Source organism: Pantoea sp. X-Soil-ISGK-355, from assembly GCF_059730805.1.
In genome coordinates this window covers 2,049,919-2,069,256 of record NZ_AP035971.1, presented here as the reverse complement: position 1 = coordinate 2,069,256, position 19,338 = coordinate 2,049,919, and the positions used below count along the sequence as shown (strand labels likewise).

The following is a 19,338-nucleotide window of genomic DNA, read 5'->3' as shown; positions in this document are numbered from 1 at the left end:
ATCGCCTCTGCTGCCATCTCTGTGATCTCTCTCACGAAGTTCTTTGCCCATCTGCCAGCCACTAACGCCTGTTGGCATTCTCGGGAAGGTGACGACCAGGCAAGATTTTTACTCTGTGACCACTTAATCACAGGGAAAAGTCGCCATGACCAGGAGAAACATTGTTGCTATCGATCTCGGCGCATCCAGCGGACGGGTTATGCTCGCCAGCTGGGATGCCGCGCAGCGCCAGCTGGCACTGCGTGAGGTCCGGCGCTTTAAAAATAAGCGCCAGCGTCGTGCCGGTTATGACTGCTGGGATCTGTCTATGCTGGAGCAGGAGATACGCGCCGGGCTGGCTCAGTTAGATGATGAAGGCATCGTCCCTGACAGTATCGGCATCGACACCTGGGGTGTTGATATGGTGCTGCTGGATGCAGAGGGTGAGCCGGTGGGTGAAGCGGTCAGCTATCGTGATGCGCGCACGCATGGCCTGATGGAGCAGGCGCAGCACGAGCTCAGCCGTAGCGCCATTTATGCCCGAACCGGCATTCAGTTTCTGCCGTTCAATACACTCTATCAGATGCGCGCTCTGCATCAGCAGCAGCCCGACTGGCAGGCCCGCGTGGCGCATGCGTTGATGATACCTGACTACCTGCATTATCGCCTGACCGGTAATCTCAACTGGGAATACACCAACGCGACCACCACGCAAATGCTCAATATTCACAGCGGTGAGTGGGATCGCGATTTGCTCGCCTGGGCGGGCGTTGATGCGCGATGGTTTGGCCAGCCGCAGGCACCAGGCAATACCGTCGGTCACTGGATCAATCGCGCAGGCACGGCGGTTCCGGTGATCGCCGTCGCCACTCACGACACGGCCAGCGCAGTTCTTGCAACGCCGCTGATGCAGGACGACGCCGCCTATCTTAGCTCGGGTACCTGGTCGTTGATGGGCTTCGAAAGTCTGCAGCCCTATGCCTGCGATACTGCACTGCGCGCCAACATCACCAACGAAGGCGGCGCAGAGGGGTATCGCGTACTGAAAAACATCATGGGGCTGTGGCTGTTGCAGCGAATCTGCAGCGAACTGCAGATTGACGATCTCAGCATGCTGATTGAAGAGACAGCCCGTCAGCCCGCCTGTGTTTCACTCATCAGTCCCAATGATGCGCGTTTCATCAATCCAGACAGCATGGTCAATGAGATTCAGAACGCCTGCGCAGAGCAGGGCATGCCGGTGCCACAATCTGCCGCTGCGCTGGCTCGCTGCATATTTGATAGCCTGGCGCTGCTCTACCGTGAAGTAATCCAGGAGCTGGCTCAGTTGCGCGGCAAGCCTTTCAGCCAGTTGCACGTGGTGGGAGGCGGCAGCCAGAACCACTTTCTTAATCAGCTCTGCGCCGATGCCTGCCAGATCCCGGTCCTGGCAGGCCCGGTTGAAGCCTCCACGCTGGGTAACGTTGGTTGCCAGCTGATTGCACTGGGCGAGCTGACCGATGTGGCTGATTTCCGCTGCAGCGTCATTAACAACTTCCCACTCGAAAAATTCGAACCGCAAACACACAGCGTCTTCAGTGCCAGTCAGGCACGCTTCGCGACGCTGAGTCAACCCGCTAAGGAACCCGCTTATGACTAAGCAGATTGAACAGGCTTTTGAACTGGCTAAACAACGCTACGCTGAAAATGGGGTTGATGTTGAGCAGGCCATCCGCCAGCTGGATCGCATTCCGATCTCCATGCACTGCTGGCAGGGTGATGATGTCCGGGGATTTGAGAACCCCCAGGGCGCACTGACCGGCGGCATTCAGGCGACCGGTAACTACCCAGGACGGGCACGGAATGCCAGTGAACTACGCAGTGATATCGACAAGGCTATGTCGCTGATTCCTGGCGCTAAACGCCTGAACCTGCACGCTATCTACCTTGAAAGCGACAAGCCGGTGGACAGGGATGCCATTGAACCTGCCCATTTTGCCAATTGGGTCGCCTGGGCCAAAGAGAATAAGCTGGGCCTCGATTTTAACCCAAGCTGCTTCTCGCATCCAAAGAGCGCTGATGGCTTTACGCTATCGCACAGTGATAAAACCGTCCGTCAGTTCTGGATCGACCACTGCAAAGCGAGTCGCCGCATCTCCGCTTCATTTGGTGAGCAGCTTGGCACCCCCTCAATGATGAATATCTGGGTGCCGGACGGTATGAAAGATATCACCGTGGATCGGCTTGCCCCGCGTGAGCGCCTGATGAGTGCGCTGGATGAAATCATCTCAGAAAAAATCAACCCGCAGCATCATATCGATGCGGTTGAGAGCAAGCTGTTTGGCATAGGCGCTGAGAGCTACACCGTAGGTTCTAATGAGTTTTATCTTGGCTATGCCGCCAGTCGCCAGACGGCGCTGTGCCTGGATGCAGGACATTTCCATCCCACTGAAGTGATTTCCGACAAAATTTCCGCCGCCATGCTCTATGTGCCGCGCCTGCTGCTGCACGTCAGCCGTCCGGTGCGCTGGGATAGCGACCATGTTGTGCTGCTGGATGATGAGACCCAGGCTATCGCCAGTGAGATTGTCCGTCACCAGCTGTTCGACAAAGTGCATATCGGCCTCGACTTCTTCGACGCCTCAATTAACCGTATTGCCGCCTGGGTTATCGGCACCCGTAATACCAAAAAAGCGCTGCTGCGTGCCTTACTGGAGCCAACCGACCGCTTACGGCAGGCCGAGAACAGCGGCGATTACACCGCGCGGCTTACCCTGCTGGAAGAGCAAAAATCACTGCCATGGCAGGCGGTCTGGGAAGCGTGGTGCCTGCGCCATGACGTCCCGGCTGATGCCAGCTGGTTAGGCGATGTCCGTCATTATGAACAACAGATCTTGAGCCAACGTTAAGGATTTCACTATGCAAAGCATTCTTTCTTCCGGATTTGTTAAGGGAATGGTCAAAGCGACCAGCGACATGTGGCTCAAGGGCTGGGACGAACGTAACGGCGGTAACGTCAGCCTCCGTCTGCTGGAGGAGGAGGTTAAGCCCTTCGCCACCGATTTCTATAAGGAGCCGCGTTGCATTGAGCTGACACAGCCAGCGCCAGCGCTGGCGAATGACTGGTTTCTGGTAACCGGGTCAGGTAAATTCATGCGCAACGTCCAGTTGGATCCGGCGGATTGTCTGGCACTGCTGCAGGTGGATGACAAGGGACTTTCCTATAAAATTCACTGGGGCCTGTCGAATGGCGGTTTGCCCACCTCTGAGCTGGCATCACACTTTCAGTCTCATGCGGTACGTAAAGCCGTCAGCAAAGGCGCAGATCGGGTGATAATGCACTGCCATGCGACCAACTTTATGGCTCTGAGTTACGTGGTTGAGATGGACTCTGCACGCTTTACCCGTTTGCTGTGGGAAGGCAGTACCGAATGTCTGGTGGTCTTCCCGGATGGCGTGGGTGTGCTGCCATGGATGGTTCCTGGCACCGATGAAATCGGCACTGCGACTGCCGGACAGATGCAGTCTCACACCCTGGTGATGTGGCCATTCCACGGCGTCTTTGGCACAGGCCCGACACTCGATGAAACCTTTGGTCTGATTGATACGGCGGAAAAATCGTCAGAAGTGATCGTCAAAGTGCTTTCAATGGGCGGAATTCGCCAGAGCATCACCACCGAACAGCTGATTGCCTTGGGTGAGCGCTTTGGCGTGAAGCCGTGGCAACCGGCGCTGGATGTGGGGCCAGCCAATGCTGCGTAAAGCCTTTGTGATGCAGGTGAATGCCGACTGTCATGCAGAGTATGAGCGTCGTCACTCCCCAATCTGGCCTGAACTGGCTGAGACGCTGAAAGCACACGGCGCGCATAACTATGCCATCTGGCTGGACGCAGAGCGGAGTCTGCTGTTCGCCAGCGTTGAGATTGAATCTGAAGCACGCTGGGAAGCGGTGGCAAAAACCGAGGTGTGTCAGCGCTGGTGGGCATCAATGAAAGATGTGATGCCGTCTAATGCGGATAACAGCCCGATCAGTCAGTCATTGAAACCAGTGTTCTTTCTGGAATAAAGCAGGGAAAGGGCGGCATCGCCGCCCTGATACTCTAACGCTTAGCCTGACACAAGCCGGTCAGCGTTGGCCACATGGCCATCAGCGTATCAATAATACCCTCAAGATCGTCACGCTCTGCGCCTTCGCGCGCGCGCACTGACATGCCCTGCAGCATACAACTCAGATAACGTGACAGCGCCGGAATATTTACTGCCGCACTCAGTTCGCCATGTCGCTGGCGCGCCAGCAAAAAATCACTCAGCACATGCTCCTGCGACTGATGTTGCTGTTGTAGCATGGCGGCAATCTCTGCCGACGCCGCCGACAGGGCAGTTGAGGTGCAGATAAAGAAGCACCCACCGGGAGAGTCACGTTCGGTAAAACAGGCTGCAGTAGAGCGGAAATAGGCTTCAATGGCCCGATCCACCGGTAACTGATCATCGCCTAATGCCGCTTTACGCCATGCGCTGAACTTCTCTACATAACGCTCCATCGCTGCGCGAAATAGTCCCTCTTTATTCACAAATTCTGCGTAGAGGGTTGGCGCTTTTGCGCCGGTTGCGGCGACCAGATCGGCGAGAGAGGTTCCCTCGTAACCGTGCGTCCAGAACAGGGTCAGAGCTTTATCAAGCGCGGCTTCGCGATCGAACACTTTGGGTCGGCCGCGGCATTTTTTTACATCGCAATCCTGAACCTGACTCATACACCCTCTCAGACAGTAAAACATCTTATTAAATTACCGATCATTATAAAAATGTGCAAGGTCCATTAAAAACGTCACCCACAAGCGTTGTCATTTTGTGCGTCGGCGCAATCTTACCGCCCCTATGGTTAAGTCAGAAAAGGGGCTGAAGCCCATAATCACGCCACATCACGAATAAAATAACGCTCATTAAATAAATATTGACGACGAATCGGATCAGAGTCTATCATTTATTTAACGTTCGTTAATTAAACGACGACAACTTGACTCAGACCATCCGAATTCAAATACCGAATAGAGAGAATTTTATGAAAACCATCAAAACTACTTTGGCAGCACTGCTACTGACTACCCTGACCTTTGGCGCTTATGCCGCTGATCTCGTGACCAGTGAGCCGTCTAATCAGCAGCCAGTAGGCACCATCTCAGTACAAGGTGGCACCAACCTGACTTCCCTTGAATCACAGCTGAGTGCCAAAGCTGATGAAGCCGGTGCGAAATCATTCCGCATCACCTCAACCAGCGGCCAGAATAAACTGCACGGCACGGCTGTGATTTATCAGTAATTTGGTTTCAACAGATGAAGTGAGAAGGGGTTCGTTATGAAACGTATCAATATGATGGTCGCGGCGGCGGTGCTAAGTGGCCTCTCCTTTGCCAGCGTGGCGGCCCAACAGGTAAGCAGCACCCCGCTGGATCAGCAAAAAATCGGTGTCATCAGCGCAACGGGCAGCACGAATCTGACCTCGCTGGAGCAGCAGCTGTCAGAGAAGGCCAGCGATGTCGGCGCAAAGTCTTTCCGCATCACTTCGACCTCTGGCAGCAACAACCTGCATGGCACAGCCGTTTTTTATAAGTAACAGGCGCTATAAATAATCATAAAAAGGCTTCAGATAAACCTACTTATCTGAAGCCTTTTTTATTTAGTACCGCGCTGATTATCCGTTACTGCGTAACTGCGGATAGCGTCGGAAAATATAAACACACCACAGCAACGCCACCAGACCAATCATCCCGCCGACATTCCCCACTTCAGCCATGCCCAGATGGAGACTGACCTGGTTACCCAGCAGCGCGCCCGCGCCAATACCAATATTGTAGATACCGGACATCAGCGACATTGCAACATCCGTGGCATCTGGTGCCAGCGAGAGTACCCGCACCTGCATACCCAGCCCGATCATCATCATCGCCACTCCCCAGACAACGCACAGCGTGGAGATAGCTGCAGGGCGGACGGCGGCAAAGATCAGCAGGCCCATGCAAAGGGTGATCAGCGCAATGGCAGCAATCAGCAGGGCGGAAGGAAATTTGTTACCCAGCGTACTGAAGAGCAGGCTGCCGATAATGCCCGCTGAACCAAACAGCAGCAGCAGCAGGGTTGTGAAATTGCCGCTGGCGTGCGCGACGGTCTGCATAAATGGCTCGATATAGCTGTAGGCGGTGTAATGCGCGGTCACCACCAGCGTCACCAGCAGATACATGCTGACCAGCGCCGGACGACGAAACAGCATCGGGACGCTGCTCAGCGAACCGGTATGCTCACTCGGCAAGCGTGGCAGAATACGTACCAGCATGATCATCAGCACCAGAGCCGAAAGCCCAATTGCGCCGAAAGTGGTGCGCCAGCCAAGATACTGTCCCACTACGCGGCCAATCGGCACGCCCAGCACCATCGCCAGCGCGGTACCGGTCGCCAGCATACTCAGCGCCTGGGTTTTTTTACCCGCCGGGGCAACACGAATCGCCAGCGAGGCGGTGATCGACCAGAACACCGCATGAGACAGGGCGATGCCGACGCGCGATACCATCAGCGACCGGAAATCCCAGGCGACGGTCGAAAGTATGTGGCTGACGATAAAAATCAGGAACAACACGCCCAGCAGCAGCCGTCGCTCAATGTTGCGGGTCAGCAGCATCAGCGGCAGTGAAAGCAGTGCGACTACCCAGGCGTAGATGGTCAGCATGATCCCGACATCAGCCGTCTGCATTGAAAAGTCAGCAGCGATATCGGACAACAGGCCAACCGGCACGAACTCGGTGGTATTGAAGACAAATGCGGCGATGGCCAGCAATACCACGCGTAGCCAGGCAGTTTTACGTGAAACAGTTGTTGGTTGCATGAGGAGTCAAGTCAGTCAGTACAGCGAAATCGGATGTGGCAGAAACATCCAGTGAAAGTGACCTGCGTCACAAATTACTGACCATTGTAGTGAATAAAGCGGGAAGCGAAACCTTATAAATGCCTTTTATTGCTGATTTTTAATTATCTCCCTGTCACAGGGCGATAGCCTGAGGTTATCAGGAGCGAAGAGGTGCAATCATCATTCAGAGCAGCGGGTTACCCTCAGGCAGGATGTCATGGAACAGCACAGCGGGAAGCGTTTCACCTCTGGGCTGTCCGTTTGATTAACGCGATGGCGTAGTATGTTTCAGGGCCACACTAAGCTGACTGGCCTGCGGGTCGCTGTGATTAAGCGGACAGCAGTTTTCGCAGCCGATGGCTCCCGCATAATATTTTTTTGCCTGCAGAATGGCGGCATTCACATGATAAAAACTGCCCAGAAACAGTCGGTTATCCATGTCAGGAAGATGGGGGCAGCCCGCGGCATGAACAACATGATTATCGTTATATCCCGATTGTTTATTAACGTAGTAGTAGAGAGCCACAGGCGGTCCTTGTTGCCGTGTTAAAAGGCAAAGCAGATGAATTATTACAATAAAAAGGATTATAGCGGGAAAAGCACGTTTTGTTTGTTATGGATCTGAAGGGAATGTTCAGCATGATAAGCTGCCAGGCCCGCTGGAGAGGTCGGAGCCTGGCTCGGGAGAAAACGGTCAGAGTCTTTTTCTATGCAGACGCGAGGCAACCAGCAGCGCCAGGATCAGCAGAACGCTGATAAACAGCGTGATTCCGCTCCAGCCAAAATTATGCCAGAACAGACCGCCCAGCGTGCCCGCCACGCTGGAACCCACGTAGTAACTGAACAGATAGAGCGAGGAAGCCTGCCCACGCGCCCGGCGTGCACGGGGACCAATCCAGCCGCTGGCGACCGCATGAGCGGCAAAAAAACCGGCGGTGAACAGCATCATTCCAGGCAGAATCAGCCAGAGCGAGTTAAAGGCAGTGACCAGCAAACCCAGCAGCATGATGGCTGTTGCGCCCAGCATCACCGGCCCGCGTCCCAGACGACTGGTCAGCGCACCCGCTTTAGGTGAACTCCATGAGCCGGTGAGATAGACCACTGATAACAGACCCACCACGGCCTGGCTGAGATGCCAGGGCGCATCCAGTAAACGGTAGCCAATATAGTTAAACAGGGTGACGAAGGCACCCATCAGCAGAAAGCCTTCGGCAAACAGCCAGGGCAGGCCCGGATCGCGCCAGTGCAGCCGGAAGTTAATCAGCAGATTACGCGGACGCAGCGTGATGGGGCGGAAATGACGCGATGCAGGCAGGATCTTCCAGAACATCAGCGCTGAGGCCAGCGAAAAACAGCCAATCACCGCCACGGCGATGCGCCAGGAGAAGAGGTCGGTCAGGACACCGCTTAACAGACGCCCGCTCATCCCGCCAATTGAGTTACCGCTGATATACAACCCCATTGAAAAGGCGACGACCCGCGCATCCATCTCCTCGCTAAGATAGGTCATACCGACCGCCGCAACACCGCTGAGCGACAGTCCCATCAGCGCCCGCATAATCAGAATGCCGTGCCAGCTGGTCATGGTGGCGGAGATCAGCGTGCAGATGGCCGCCAGCATCAGAGCGGTCACCATTACCGATTTGCGCCCGATAGCATCAGAGAGCGGCCCGGTCACCAGCAGACCCAGCGCCATCAGGCCGGTAGAGATAGAGAGCGACAGGCTGCTGGTCGCCGGAGAAACACCAAACTGCTGTGACAGCACCGGCAGAATCGGCTGCACGCAGTAGAGCAGGGCAAACGTCGCCAGCCCCGCAGAGAAAAGCGCCAGCGTGACGCGCATAAAAGCGGGTGTTCCCCGCCGGATATGACCTGCTGCGGCAACGGACTCCTGCGGTTCAGCCACCGCTTTCTCATCCACTGTGGCCTGTATTGAGCGACTCACACATCTTCCTCTCAGTCTGAAAACCTGTCGTCAGCATAGGAAAGTGGCATTATGTTGTCTAATATATTAATAATCTCAAATAAGACGTTTAAAATATGAATATCGAACTGCGTCATCTGCGCTACTTCATTGCGGTGGCGGAAGAGCTCCATTTCGGGCGGGCAGCCCAGCGTCTGAATATTTCCCAACCGCCGCTCAGCCAGCAGATTATTCAGCTGGAGGCGGAGACCGGCGCAAGGCTGTTTACCCGTAACAACCGCAGCGTGCAGCTGACCGCCGCCGGCCATCAGTTGCTGAGCGATGCCCGGGCGATACTGTTGCAGGTTGAGCAGGCTGCCGATCGCGCTTCCCGGTTACATCGTGGCGAAGAGGGAGAGCTGCGGATCGGCTTTACCTCATCGGCTCCGTTTACCGCCGTGGTTTCTGATGCGCTGTTCCAGTTTCGTCAGCGCTGGCCGCAGGTGCATATTCAGATGCAGGAGATCAACACTCGCCAGCAACTGGCACCGTTACATGACGGACGGCTCGATCTCGGCGTGATGCGCAACACGCCGCTGCCCGCCGACCTGCGTCATCAGCTGCTACTGAGCGAGCCGCTCTATGCCGTGGTGCACAAGGCGCATCTGCTGGCTGAGGCTGAAAAGATCTCTGTGACGGCGCTGGCGGCTGAACCCTTTGTCTTTTTCGATCCTCAGGGCGGAACCGCGCTCTATAGCGATATTCTGGCATTGCTGCACCGCTACCACATCAAGCCTTACATCACCCAGGAAGTGGGTGAGGCGATGACCATCCTGGGGCTGGTGGCAACCGGTTTAGGCGTTTCCATTCTGCCCGCCTCCTTTCGCCGGGCACGGCTGGCCGATTTGGTCTGGCTGCCCTTAACGGAAGAGGATGCGATTTCAGAACTCTGGCTGGTCTGGTCAGCCGGACGCGAAATAAATGCGCAGATGGAGAATATGATGGCGTTGCTGCGTGAAAACCACGCCTGAAGCGAGCGTGACACAGCATCAATCTGTGCGATAAATCACATTTCTAATCAAATATTTGACGCTGTCGCCTGATCTGCCTCACCATGGCGCATGTTTATTTAGAAGCGCGAAAATAACCGGGAGCAGGGTTGTGAATCCGGACAGTCAACCTGGCCACATTGACCAGATCAAGCAGACTAATGCAGGTGTCGTATATCGATTAATTGACCGTTACGGTCCCATTTCGCGTATCGAACTTTCCCGCCGTGCCCAGCTTGCTCCGGCCAGCATAACCAAAATTGTGCGCGAGATGCTGGATGCGCATCTGGTGCAGGAGACTGAGTTTCAGGATCCCGGCAGCCGTGGCCGTCCGGCCATTGGCCTGATACTGGATACCGACGCCTGGCACTATCTGGCGATTCGTCTGCATCGCGGTGCCATGACCTTTACGTTGCGCGATCTCAGCAGCCGTGAGCTGGCAGAAGAGAGTCTCCCTCTGCCGGATGAAGCTGCTCAGCCCTTACTGACCTCGCTGATTGACCAGGTCGATGCTTTCTTTATTCGTCATCAGAAGAAGCTGGAGCGTCTCACGGCCATCGCCATTACGCTGCCGGGGCTGATCAACGCGGCATCAGGCGTGGTGCATCGGCTGCCGGGTTATCAGGTACGCGATATGCCGCTGGGCGATGCGCTGGCGGCGCGAACCGGCTTACCGGTGTTTGTGCAGCATGACATTTCAGCCTGGACGCTGGCGGAGTCGCTGTTTGGTGCTTCCCGGGGCGCGCAGGATGTGATTCAGATTGTGATTGATGAAACCGTGGGGGCTGGCGTCATCAGTGGCGGTCAGCTACTGCATAAAAGTGGCCGGGCGCTGGTTGAGATTGGCCATACTCAGATCGACCCTTATGGCCAGCAGTGCTATTGCGGGAATCATGGCTGTCTGGAGACGGTAGCCAGCACCGGCAGTTTGCTGGCGCTGGCGGCGCAGCGTCTGCCTGCCCAGCCTGACAGTCTGCTCAATAACCAGCCGCTGACGCTGACTTCACTGTGTGCGGCCGCGCAGTCGGGTGATCGTCTGGCGCGTGACACCATTGCCAGCGTCGGGCATCACGTTGGGCGGATCCTGGCAATGATGGTCAACATTTTTAATCCACAACATATTCTTATCGGTTCTCCTCTCAATGCCGCCGCTGATGTGCTGTTTCCCGCAGTGCGCAACACTATTCTGCAGCAGTCACTGCCTGCCTACAGTGCTGGTATTCAGCTGGCACCTACTGAATTCAGCGAGCCTGGAACGCTGGGCGGAGCCGCGTTGATCAAAGATGCGCTCTACAACGGACACCTGTTAGTGAAACTGTTGCAAGGTTAAGCAGGCCTGAACTTGCGCTAACGCAATCTGTTCTCATCCTCCATTCCTTAAAATGCCGGTTCGCAGCAAGGTTAATCACCGATTAACCGCAACGGTTCGAGAGGAGAAGTTGAGTGAACAGACTATTTGTTACCGGCACCGACACCGCAGTAGGCAAAACGGTAGTGTCCCGCGCACTGTTACAAAGTTTTATCGAGACCGGACAGAGTGCTGTGGGCTTCAAGCCCGTCGCGCGCTGTGCTGTCAAAACCGCGGATGGCCTGCGTAACAAAGATGCACAGGTTCTGCAAAGCGCGTCGTCAATCGACCTGGCATACCAGGCGATCAATCCGCTGGCTTTCCAGGAAGAGGAGATCTGCACCCATCCGGGGCAGATTATCGATTACGGATTGCTGACCCGGGGATTAACCAGCCTGACGCAGCAGGCCGATCGGGTGGTTGTTGAGGGCACAGGTGGCTGGCGCAGCCTGATGAACGACGGACGTCCGCTCTCCTGCTGGGTCGTTGAGCAGCAATTGCCGGTGGTACTGGTGGTCGGCATCCAGTCGGGCTGTATCAGTCACGCCCTGTTAACCGCAGAAGCGATAGCGCAGGATGGACTGCCACTGGTGGGCTGGGTGGCCAATCGCATCAATCCGGGACTGGCGCAGTACAGCGACATTATTGAGATTCTGCGTGAAAAAATTAGTGCGCCGCTACTCGGCGAGCTGCCTTATCTGCCGCGTGCAGAACAGCGTGATCTGACCTCTTACATCGATATTTCTCTGCTGGAGCAGAACAATCTGCACGCTGTGAGTGCAAAGATCGCCTGATTATGAAACAAACTAAGTCATCTGAGTCGGCAATGAGCCTAAAGTTTCAGGCTTGTTGTCGGCTGTCTTTAACTATTTCCATTTAGAATTGAAAGACCTGGATCGGATATCGCGAAACCCTGACGTCATGGCGCAGAAAATGCATTAACTCCGCTTATCACACTGAGCTGGAGCCCCATCATGTCGCACTCGCACGAGAAAGGTTTGTTATATGGGCTTGAAGCCCGCATTGGCCCCATCCCGGCGTTCTTTGCCGCGCTGCAACATCTGCTGGCCAGCGTGGTGGGCATTATCACACCCCCCCTGATTATTGGCTCGGTTCTGGGATTGCAGGCCTATATTCCTTATCTGATTAGCATGTCGCTGTTCGTCTCCGGCTTAGGCACGTTTATGCAGGCCAGACGTTTTTATGGCGTCGGGGCGGGCATGATCTGCCTGCAGGGTACCAGTTTCGCATTTCTGGGCGTGATTCTCTCCGGTGGCCTGATGGTAAAAGGGCGCGGCGGTTCGCCCGAAGAGATTATGGCGATGCTGTTTGGCTGCAACCTGGCGGCGGCGCTGATCCCGGTTCTGATCAGTCGCTGCGTCGGCACGCTGCGCAAAGTGCTGACACCAGTGGTAACCGGTACGGTAATAACCCTGATAGGCATCAGCCTGATAAAAGTCAGCATCACTGACTGGGCGGGTGGTCACAACGCCACAGATTTTGGCTCGCCGGGGAATCTGGCGCTGGGTGCGTTGACGCTGCTGGTGATCGTGGCGCTGAACCGCTCGCGTAACCGCTGGGCGCGACTGGTGGCGGTAGTGGCCGGCATCGCGGTGGGATGTATTGCAGCAGCCTTAACCGGTCATCTGCAACTCAGGGCCGCGCCGGAGAGCAGCTGGCTGGTGTTGCCTGCTTTCTTCCGGTTTGGTTTCGCCTTTGACTGGACCATTTTTCTGCCGATTGCGCTGGTGTCTGTGATTGCGGTGATTGAAGCGGTCGGGGATCTCACCGCTAACTGCCTGATTTCCCGGCAGCCAATCACTGGTAAACCTTTTCAGCAGCGGTTGCAGGGCGGCCTTGTTGCCGACGGCCTGAGCTGCGTGCTGGCCGCGGTCTTCTCCGCATTTCCAAACACCACCTTCGCGCAGAACAATGGCGTGATCCAGATGACCGGCGTCGCCAGTCGTTATGTCGGTATGCTTCTGGGGATTATGCTGGCGCTGCTGGGGCTCTTTCCCTATGTTGGGTCGCTGTTGCAGCAGATTCCGCCACCCGTACTGGGTGGAGCGACAGTGGTGATGTTTGGCAGTGTAGTCGCTGCCGGTATCCGGGTAATGACCCAGACGCCGCTGGGTCGCCGCGAGATGCTGATTGTCGCGATCTCATTCGGGATTGGTCTGGGGGTGGAAGCGGTGCCGGAGGTGCTGAAGCAGTTCCCGCCGCTGATTAACCATTTATTTGGTCACGCAGTGACAACCGGCGGCATTCTGGCGATTGTGCTCAATCTGGTCCTGCCAGACGAGGCACCTGCGGTGGCAGAGGTGGAGGCGGAAACGCTCACGGAGAGCTAAAAGCTAAAAAGCCGTTAAATGCAGAAGGGCCGATGTTGTCCTTACAGACAACGCAGAAATTCAAAGCGATGGGAGCATACGCCAGTAGCAAAGTATAGCGGGCCAGGGATGGCGGGTTTTGCGTCTTTGCGGCGGGCGTATGCTCCCTGAGCCATTACCTGAAATACCAGAAAGAATGGTCCCATGTAGCCCGTAAACTGATTCGCTATAAGACCGAGTCTGCGAAGGGAACCGGATCAGATCGGAAAGACGCAAAAGAGTCATCCCTGACTGCTCGACCCGCGCGATTACGCACCTCATCCATGAGGTGCGCCCGTAGCCGGGCCAACGCGTTGCGTTGTTCAAAAACGCTCCCGGCGTTTTTGTCCATGGCGCGGGACGCTTTCCTCTTCTGACCCGGTTCCCTGCGCATTAAACTTTTGTATTGCTGTCAGTTTCACCCGGATTAGGGTTTCTCTGCGATTGAAAGGGCCATGGCGGCCCTTTCGTCTGACTGCACTATGGATTCAGACGACGACGGGTACGACCCGAGCTGAGATAATCCGCGATATAATCCTGCGAAATTTCCCCGCTGTAGCGCCCCTCTTCATCAACAATCGGCATCCAGACCGTGTTGTGCTCATAGAGTTTCGACAACACCACTCGCAGGTTCTCTTCGGCTTTACCGGTCACCTTAAAGGTATGCAGCTTCTCTTCACAGCGGCCGCTAACGTTACGCGCCTCACGACGCTTCACGAAGCCCAGCGGTTTGCCATCCTCATCAACAACGGTAATCGACCGCATGTCGTTATCATCCATCATGCCAAAGGCTTCATCCAGCGGCGTCGAGCGGCGCACGGTGATGGTCGGCTGCTGATCGGTTACGTCACCCGCCTGCACCAGTAACAGACGCTTAAGCGTGCGGTCCTGACCGACAAACGAGCCAACGAAATCATTGGCTGGCGTCGCGAGCAGTTCATCCGGACTGGCGCATTGCACGATCCTGCCCTGACCAAATACCGCGATGCGATCGCCGAGTTTCAGCGCCTCATCGATGTCGTGACTCACCAGCATCACGGTTTTCTTAAGCTGACGCTGCATGTCGAGAAACTCGTTCTGAATCACTTCACGGTTAATCGGGTCGACAGCACCAAACGGCTCATCCATCAGCAATACCGGTGGATCCGCCGCCAGCGCACGAATGACGCCGATACGCTGCTGCTGACCGCCAGACATCTCACGCGGATAGCGGTGCAGGAACTTTTTAGGGTCCAGTGCCACCATGCTCATTAATTCCGTGGCGCGCTCATGACACTGCTTCTTATTCCAGCCCAGCATGCGTGGCACAACGGTAATGTTCTCTTCGATAGTCATGTTGGGAAACAGGCCAATCTGCTGGATCACATAGCCAATGTTGCGGCGCAGGGTGGTGGTGTCCTGAGTACTGGTATCTTCGCCATTGATCAGGATCCGACCACTGGTGGCCGGAATCAGACGGTTAATCATCTTCAGCGTGGTGGTTTTGCCGCAGCCTGATGGCCCCAACAACACGCACATCTCACCGGCTGGCACATGCAGGCTGACGTTATCGACGGCTTTATTAGTCATGCCGTTTTTCTGGGTAAAGGTTTTCGTCAGGTTTTCCAGCGTAATCATTATCGAATCCCCTTTGGAGTCAGCGCCTGCTGCAAACGGTGCAGCAGCCAGTCAAGAAAAATAGCCAGCAGACAGATCATCAATGCGCCGGCAATTAACATACGAATATCACTGCCACTGATACCATCCAGCAGCAGCTGGCCCAGACCGCCCGCGCCAATCACGGCGGCAATCGCCATCACGCCAACGTTCATCACCACAGCGGTTCGGATGCCACCAAAAATCACCGGTAGCGCCATCGGGATTTCAACCCAGCGCAGACGCTGCCAGAAGGTCATGCCAATGCCGCGACCCGCTTCACGCAGACCGTCCGGCAGATTCTCCAGCGCGGTATGGGTATTACGCACAATCGGCAGCAGCGAGTAGAGGAACACGGCGGTAATGGCTGGCAGCGCACCGATGCCCTGACCGATCAGCGAAAACAGCGGGATCATCAGACCAAACAGCGCAATGGTCGGGATAGTCAGTACTACGGTAGCGATACCGAGAATCGGCGTTGCTAACCATCTGACGCGCACGATCAGAATGCCCAGCGGCACGCCAATCACAATGGCCAGACCGACCGCAACCAGCACCAGCCAGCTGTGCTGCCAGCTCAGAGTGAGCAGGGTGCTCCAGTTATCCATGATGTAGTGAAGGGTATCCACAGTGCCTCCTTACAGCATGTTTTTGGATTGAAGGAAATCACGTGCCACTTTTTCCGGTGACTGATGATCGATATCGACCCGCTTGTTCAGCTCGGTAATCGCCTCATTGGTGATCTGTGCAGAGAGCTGATTAAGGGCACTATCCAGCCCTGGATGACTCGCCAGCACATCCTGACGCACGACCGGCGTCACGTTGTAGCTCGGGAAGAAGTGTTTATCATCCTCCAGCACTTTCAGGTTAAAGCCCTTAACCCGGCCATCGGTGGTGTAGATCAGACCGGCATCCACAAATTCGTCGCGAATGGCGTTATAGACCAGGCCCGGATCCATCTGACGGATCTGCGGGCGATCCAGCGCCAGATTATAAGTCTTCTGCAGCGGTTTCAGGCCGTCTGAACGACCTGCAAACTCCAGGTCCAGTCCCAGTCGCCAGTTGTGGTCCGGGTCAGACTGACGAACCTGTTCCACTTTCGCGACCAGCTGTGACATCGTAGTGATGCCCTCTTTTTTGGCCCGCTCCTGAGTCATGGCAAAGGCGTAGGTGTTGTTCATCGGTGCCGGGTTCAGCCAGACCAGCCCCAGTTTTCCGTCCAGTTTTTTCACCGTCTCATAGGCCTGTTGTGAAGACATCGGCTGGCTGATGTGGTTGAAGATAATCAGTGACGTACCGGTATATTCCCAGACCATATCAATCTGCTTATTCAGCAGCGCGTTACGGCCAATGGTGGTGGCGATATTACGTTTGGGCACCACCTCAAAGCCTTTTTTCTGTAGCCACAGCACCGTCATCGCTGACAGGATATGCTGTTCGGTAAAGCTCTTGGTCGCCATCACCAGCGGGGCCGCCGCCTGTGCCGTCTGGCTAAGCAGCAGCGTCGCGGTCAGCGCGACAGCGCTTTTCTTAATCCACTTCGTTAGCATTGCAAAGCTCCTTGTGGTCAGGCCGCAGCGTGCGGACTCAGAAAGCGGCCCAGCGCGGCCAGCATCATATCCAGAACCAGTGCCACCAGCGCAGTAGCAACGGCACCCAGAATCAGTGTCGGAAAGTCATTCAGATAGATACCCGGGAAGATCAGCTCGCCAAAGCTGCTGGCACCAATCAGGAAGGCCAGTGGCGCGGTGCCGACATTGATGGCGGTGGCGATGCGCACGCCTGCCAGGATCACTGGCATCGCGTTAGGCAGTTCAACCTGACGCAGACGTTGCCATTTGGTCATGCCGATGCCGTTGGCGGCCTCAATCAGCGACGGAGGAACTGCGCTCAGACCGGAGAAGGTGTTGCGGACGATGGGCAGCAGCGACGCCAGAAACAGCGCAATCAGCGCCGGACGGTCGCCAATCCCGATGATAACCATCGCCAGTGCCAGTACCGCGAGCGGTGGCAGAGTGTTACCGACATTGAAAATCTGCATCACATACTCGGCCCAGCGACGCGCAAACGGGCGACTGAGCAGGATGCCGCTGGGAATACCGACCAGCAGAGCGAACAACATTGACCAGAAAACTAAGAAGAGGTGTTGCTGCCCGAGATAAAGCAGATCGACTTTACGTGCGACCAGCTGATCCCAGCCTAAGCCCCAGATCAGTACTGCGATCACCGCGACCACTGCAAGCAGTGCCAGACCGGCGCGTCGGGCCAGTGAAGCATTTTGCATAGGAGAATCTCCCTGATGACGATCTCAATTGTTATAACAACCATAAACAGCCCGACAGGTGCGACAAAAACTGCCGCCGCGCCCAAAACCGAAACTGCGATAAAATGTAGATAAAATGACTGTTTATCCACTCTTTTTCAGTAAATACCGAACAAGATGGGGTAATGCTATAGCAGGCCTTTTTTGCACAAGCCAGCTTTTAAGCCATCTATCAGGCAGATAGAAACAGGTTAAAAGTGTGTTAAAGCCGCGTAGCCGCTGGGCTAATGCGACAATAAAAAATATTCATCGACTTTAGGTGACACCGTCACAGATGGCGCAGAAGATGCGCACGCGCGGGAAACTGCTTTGGCTGTTTTTGAGCTAGCCTTGCAGATTAAAAAAGGAACCCTATGACTGAAAGCGCACAACTCCAGACCGGGCATCGCCACTGGATCTTAATTGCCTGCATGCTGGCAATGTTTATGGCGGCCATTGAAGTCACTATTGTGGCCACTGCGATGCCGACCATTATTGCTGACCTTGGCGGTTTTTCTCAGTTTGGCTGGGTCTTCTCAATCTATCTGCTGACGCAGGCGGTCAGCGTGCCGCTTTACGGGCGGCTGGCGGATATGGTGGGTCGGAAAACGATGTTATTTGTCGGCACCGCCATCTTCCTGGTGGGATCGGTGCTGTGTGGCTTTGCCCACACCATGACCTGGCTGATTCTTTTCCGGGCGTTTCAGGGCCTGGGAGCGGGCGCGATTATGCCGCTCAGCTCCACCATTGTGGCCGACATCTATTCACCGCGTGAACGCGCCAGCGTGCAGGGCTGGCTCTCCAGCGTGTGGGGTGTGGCGGCGATAGTCGGGCCATTGACCGGCGCCTGGCTGGTGCAGCACTTTAGCTGGTCGGTGATTTTCTGGGTCAATCTGCCGATAGGCCTGATCAGCATGCTGATGCTGGCGCGCTGGTTACCGGCGCACCAGAAGGAGGAGACAGCGAAGCCGCTGAATCTGGCGGGCAGTAGCTGGCTGATGCTCTGCGTGACCGCGTTGCTGATTGCGCTGTTGCAGGCTGAACAGCTTGGCGTCTGGCTGGTGCCGTTCCTGCTTTTCTCCCTGTTCGCGGGCTGGCAGCTTAAACGCCATGAGCAGCGTTCAGCGGCACCGCTGTTTCCGCTAATCATCTGGCGCAGCCGGCTTATTGTGGCGGGCAATGCGGGCAACCTGATTATCGGAGCGGCTATGATGGGCATCAGCGCGTTTCTGCCCACCTGGATTCAGGGGATACACGGCGGCTCACCGTTACAGGCGGGCAGTGTGCTGGCGATGATGTCAATTGGCTGGCCGCTGGCCAGCACGCTGAGCGGCAGGCTGATGCTCCACACGTCCTACCGCTTTACCGCCCAGCTCGGCGCGCTGTTGCTGGTCGCTGGCAGCGCCTTGCTGCTGTTCCTGCAGCCCGCCAGCTCCCTCTATCAGGCAGGCTTCACGGCGTTTCTGATTGGCACCGGCATGGGGATGACCAGTACCACCTTCCTGGTCTCTGTGCAGAACCAGGCGGACTACCAGATCCGCGGGATCTGTACCGCGTCTATCATGTTCAGCCGGATGATCGGGTCGGCGGTGGGGACGGCGATTATGGGCGCGGTGCTGAATCTCAATCTGCAGTGGCGACTACCGCAGGTGCAGGATCCGGTACAGCAGGTCATGTCTGAACCCGGTCGTCAGCAGTTACAGCCGGAAAACCTGCAGCAGATGGTGGCGGCGATAGCCGTCTCACTGCACTGGGTGTTTGTAGTCGCACTGGTCATTGCGCTGTTTGCGGTGGGGGTGGCATGGATGATGCCGCGTCAGCGGCCGGAACAGGCGGACTAGCTGGCAGGGCGACGGGATGTCGCCCTGGTTTGACGTTG

General features: G+C 56.0%; 19 protein-coding genes. 11 read left to right on the top strand and 8 right to left on the bottom strand.

Annotation, left to right across the window (positions count from 1 at the left end):
- Positions 1-145 precede the first annotated feature (145 nt).
- The 4 genes from rhaB to rhaM are packed head-to-tail and all read left to right on the top strand — an operon-like array spanning position 146 to position 4,024.
- Positions 146-1,618, top strand: a complete 1,473-nt coding sequence (rhaB, locus tag AC6I8J_RS09580) for a rhamnulokinase (RefSeq protein WP_497825309.1) — start codon at positions 146-148, stop codon at positions 1,616-1,618.
- On the top strand, positions 1,611-2,867 hold the full coding sequence (locus AC6I8J_RS09575; protein WP_497825308.1) for an L-rhamnose isomerase: 1,257 nt from the start codon (positions 1,611-1,613) through the stop codon (positions 2,865-2,867). The genes rhaB and AC6I8J_RS09575 overlap by 8 nt, the downstream gene beginning before the upstream one ends.
- 10 nt (positions 2,868-2,877) lie before the next feature.
- Entirely contained in the window at positions 2,878-3,720 is an 843-nt protein-coding gene (gene rhaD / locus AC6I8J_RS09570; protein WP_285085750.1) for a rhamnulose-1-phosphate aldolase, read from the top strand.
- Positions 3,710-4,024 (top strand): L-rhamnose mutarotase, encoded by a 315-nt coding sequence (gene rhaM, locus AC6I8J_RS09565; RefSeq protein ID WP_161735880.1) that lies wholly within the window; start codon positions 3,710-3,712, stop codon positions 4,022-4,024. Before rhaD ends, rhaM begins: the two co-directional genes overlap by 11 nt.
- Positions 4,025-4,058: 34 nt before the next feature.
- Here rhaM and AC6I8J_RS09560 read toward each other — a convergent pair whose 3' ends face one another.
- A complete protein-coding gene (locus tag AC6I8J_RS09560; RefSeq protein ID WP_497825307.1) occupies positions 4,059-4,709 on the bottom strand; it encodes a TetR/AcrR family transcriptional regulator in 651 nt (216 codons plus the stop codon).
- A 308-nt stretch (positions 4,710-5,017) separates the two neighbouring features.
- Here AC6I8J_RS09560 and bhsA (AC6I8J_RS09555) point away from each other — a divergent pair, with 308 nt between their 5' ends.
- Together bhsA (AC6I8J_RS09555) and bhsA (AC6I8J_RS09550) are read left to right on the top strand one after the other, a co-directional pair.
- Positions 5,018-5,275, top strand: coding sequence for a multiple stress resistance protein BhsA (gene bhsA / locus AC6I8J_RS09555; protein WP_161735883.1), 258 nt, complete (start codon positions 5,018-5,020; stop codon positions 5,273-5,275).
- 36 nt (positions 5,276-5,311) lie between these two features.
- Positions 5,312-5,569 carry a multiple stress resistance protein BhsA gene (gene bhsA / locus AC6I8J_RS09550; protein ID WP_497825306.1) on the top strand — a complete coding sequence of 86 codons (258 nt, stop codon included), beginning with the start codon at positions 5,312-5,314 and terminating at the stop codon, positions 5,567-5,569.
- 78 nt (positions 5,570-5,647) lie between these two features.
- Here the strand turns inward: bhsA (AC6I8J_RS09550) and AC6I8J_RS09545 are convergent, their stop codons facing one another.
- The 3 genes from AC6I8J_RS09545 to ynfM all read right to left on the bottom strand — a co-directional run bounded on the left by AC6I8J_RS09545 (position 5,648) and on the right by ynfM (position 8,798).
- Complete coding sequence (locus AC6I8J_RS09545; protein WP_161735885.1) at positions 5,648-6,832, bottom strand: sugar transporter; 1,185 nt, start codon at positions 6,830-6,832, stop codon at positions 5,648-5,650.
- Positions 6,833-7,118: 286 nt separating this feature from the next.
- Positions 7,119-7,379 (bottom strand): hypothetical protein, encoded by a 261-nt coding sequence (locus tag AC6I8J_RS09540; protein ID WP_253421966.1) that lies wholly within the window; start codon positions 7,377-7,379, stop codon positions 7,119-7,121.
- Positions 7,380-7,547: 168 nt separating this feature from the next.
- Positions 7,548-8,798: a multidrug efflux MFS transporter YnfM/SxtP(Kp) gene (ynfM, locus tag AC6I8J_RS09535; RefSeq protein WP_497825305.1), complete on the bottom strand. Its 1,251-nt coding sequence runs from the start codon at positions 8,796-8,798 to the stop codon at positions 7,548-7,550.
- A gap of 95 nt (positions 8,799-8,893) precedes the next feature.
- On the opposite strand from ynfM, the gene AC6I8J_RS09530 reads away from it, so the two are divergent.
- The 4 genes from AC6I8J_RS09530 to AC6I8J_RS09515 all read left to right on the top strand — a co-directional run bounded on the left by AC6I8J_RS09530 (position 8,894) and on the right by AC6I8J_RS09515 (position 13,504).
- The gene (locus AC6I8J_RS09530; RefSeq protein WP_161735890.1) at positions 8,894-9,787 is read left to right on the top strand and encodes a LysR family transcriptional regulator; all 894 of its coding nucleotides are present in this window, start codon (positions 8,894-8,896) and stop codon (positions 9,785-9,787) included.
- 130 nt (positions 9,788-9,917) lie between these two features.
- The gene (gene mlc, locus AC6I8J_RS09525) at positions 9,918-11,135 is read left to right on the top strand and encodes a sugar metabolism global transcriptional regulator Mlc (RefSeq protein WP_161735892.1); all 1,218 of its coding nucleotides are present in this window, start codon (positions 9,918-9,920) and stop codon (positions 11,133-11,135) included.
- 113 nt (positions 11,136-11,248) lie between these two features.
- Positions 11,249-11,947, top strand: coding sequence for a dethiobiotin synthase (bioD, locus tag AC6I8J_RS09520; RefSeq protein WP_161735893.1), 699 nt, complete (start codon positions 11,249-11,251; stop codon positions 11,945-11,947).
- 180 nt (positions 11,948-12,127) lie between these two features.
- Positions 12,128-13,504 (top strand): nucleobase:cation symporter-2 family protein, encoded by a 1,377-nt coding sequence (locus AC6I8J_RS09515; RefSeq protein WP_222924010.1) that lies wholly within the window; start codon positions 12,128-12,130, stop codon positions 13,502-13,504.
- 498 nt (positions 13,505-14,002) lie between these two features.
- Here the strand turns inward: AC6I8J_RS09515 and osmV are convergent, their stop codons facing one another.
- Genes osmV through AC6I8J_RS09495 form a run of 4 tightly spaced genes read right to left on the bottom strand, consistent with a single transcriptional unit; the run spans position 14,003 to position 17,441 of the window.
- Positions 14,003-15,139, bottom strand: a complete 1,137-nt coding sequence (osmV, locus tag AC6I8J_RS09510; RefSeq protein WP_480343848.1) for an osmoprotectant ABC transporter ATP-binding protein OsmV — start codon at positions 15,137-15,139, stop codon at positions 14,003-14,005.
- Positions 15,139-15,786, bottom strand: a complete 648-nt coding sequence (gene osmW, locus AC6I8J_RS09505) for an osmoprotectant ABC transporter permease OsmW (RefSeq protein WP_010244802.1) — start codon at positions 15,784-15,786, stop codon at positions 15,139-15,141. Before osmW ends, osmV begins: the two co-directional genes overlap by 1 nt.
- Before the next feature lie 9 nt (positions 15,787-15,795).
- Complete coding sequence (locus AC6I8J_RS09500; protein WP_161735898.1) at positions 15,796-16,707, bottom strand: glycine betaine ABC transporter substrate-binding protein; 912 nt, start codon at positions 16,705-16,707, stop codon at positions 15,796-15,798.
- A 17-nt stretch (positions 16,708-16,724) separates the two neighbouring features.
- Complete coding sequence (locus tag AC6I8J_RS09495) at positions 16,725-17,441, bottom strand: ABC transporter permease (RefSeq protein WP_222924012.1); 717 nt, start codon at positions 17,439-17,441, stop codon at positions 16,725-16,727.
- Between the two features lie 392 nt (positions 17,442-17,833).
- Between AC6I8J_RS09495 and AC6I8J_RS09490 the strand changes: the two genes are divergently transcribed.
- Positions 17,834-19,300, top strand: coding sequence for an MDR family MFS transporter (locus AC6I8J_RS09490; protein ID WP_285085753.1), 1,467 nt, complete (start codon positions 17,834-17,836; stop codon positions 19,298-19,300).
- Positions 19,301-19,338: the final 38 nt, after the last annotated feature.

What these genes read in the sequence shown, in the direction of transcription:
- rhaB (WP_497825309.1), top strand. Translation starts at nt 146, where the DNA reads ATGACCAGGAGAAACATTGTTGCTATCGATCTCGGCGCATCCAGCGGA.
- AC6I8J_RS09575 (WP_497825308.1), top strand. Translation starts at nt 1,611, where the DNA reads ATGACTAAGCAGATTGAACAGGCTTTTGAACTGGCTAAACAACGCTAC.
- rhaD (WP_285085750.1), top strand. Translation starts at nt 2,878, where the DNA reads ATGCAAAGCATTCTTTCTTCCGGATTTGTTAAGGGAATGGTCAAAGCG.
- rhaM (WP_161735880.1), top strand. Translation starts at nt 3,710, where the DNA reads ATGCTGCGTAAAGCCTTTGTGATGCAGGTGAATGCCGACTGTCATGCA.
- AC6I8J_RS09560 (WP_497825307.1), bottom strand. Translation starts at nt 4,709, where the DNA reads ATGAGTCAGGTTCAGGATTGCGATGTAAAAAAATGCCGCGGCCGACCC.
- bhsA (WP_161735883.1), top strand. Translation starts at nt 5,018, where the DNA reads ATGAAAACCATCAAAACTACTTTGGCAGCACTGCTACTGACTACCCTG.
- bhsA (WP_497825306.1), top strand. Translation starts at nt 5,312, where the DNA reads ATGAAACGTATCAATATGATGGTCGCGGCGGCGGTGCTAAGTGGCCTC.
- AC6I8J_RS09545 (WP_161735885.1), bottom strand. Translation starts at nt 6,832, where the DNA reads ATGCAACCAACAACTGTTTCACGTAAAACTGCCTGGCTACGCGTGGTA.
- AC6I8J_RS09530 (WP_161735890.1), top strand. Translation starts at nt 8,894, where the DNA reads ATGAATATCGAACTGCGTCATCTGCGCTACTTCATTGCGGTGGCGGAA.
- AC6I8J_RS09515 (WP_222924010.1), top strand. Translation starts at nt 12,128, where the DNA reads ATGTCGCACTCGCACGAGAAAGGTTTGTTATATGGGCTTGAAGCCCGC.
- osmV (WP_480343848.1), bottom strand. Translation starts at nt 15,139, where the DNA reads ATGATTACGCTGGAAAACCTGACGAAAACCTTTACCCAGAAAAACGGC.
- AC6I8J_RS09500 (WP_161735898.1), bottom strand. Translation starts at nt 16,707, where the DNA reads ATGCTAACGAAGTGGATTAAGAAAAGCGCTGTCGCGCTGACCGCGACG.
- AC6I8J_RS09495 (WP_222924012.1), bottom strand. Translation starts at nt 17,441, where the DNA reads ATGCAAAATGCTTCACTGGCCCGACGCGCCGGTCTGGCACTGCTTGCA.
- AC6I8J_RS09490 (WP_285085753.1), top strand. Translation starts at nt 17,834, where the DNA reads ATGACTGAAAGCGCACAACTCCAGACCGGGCATCGCCACTGGATCTTA.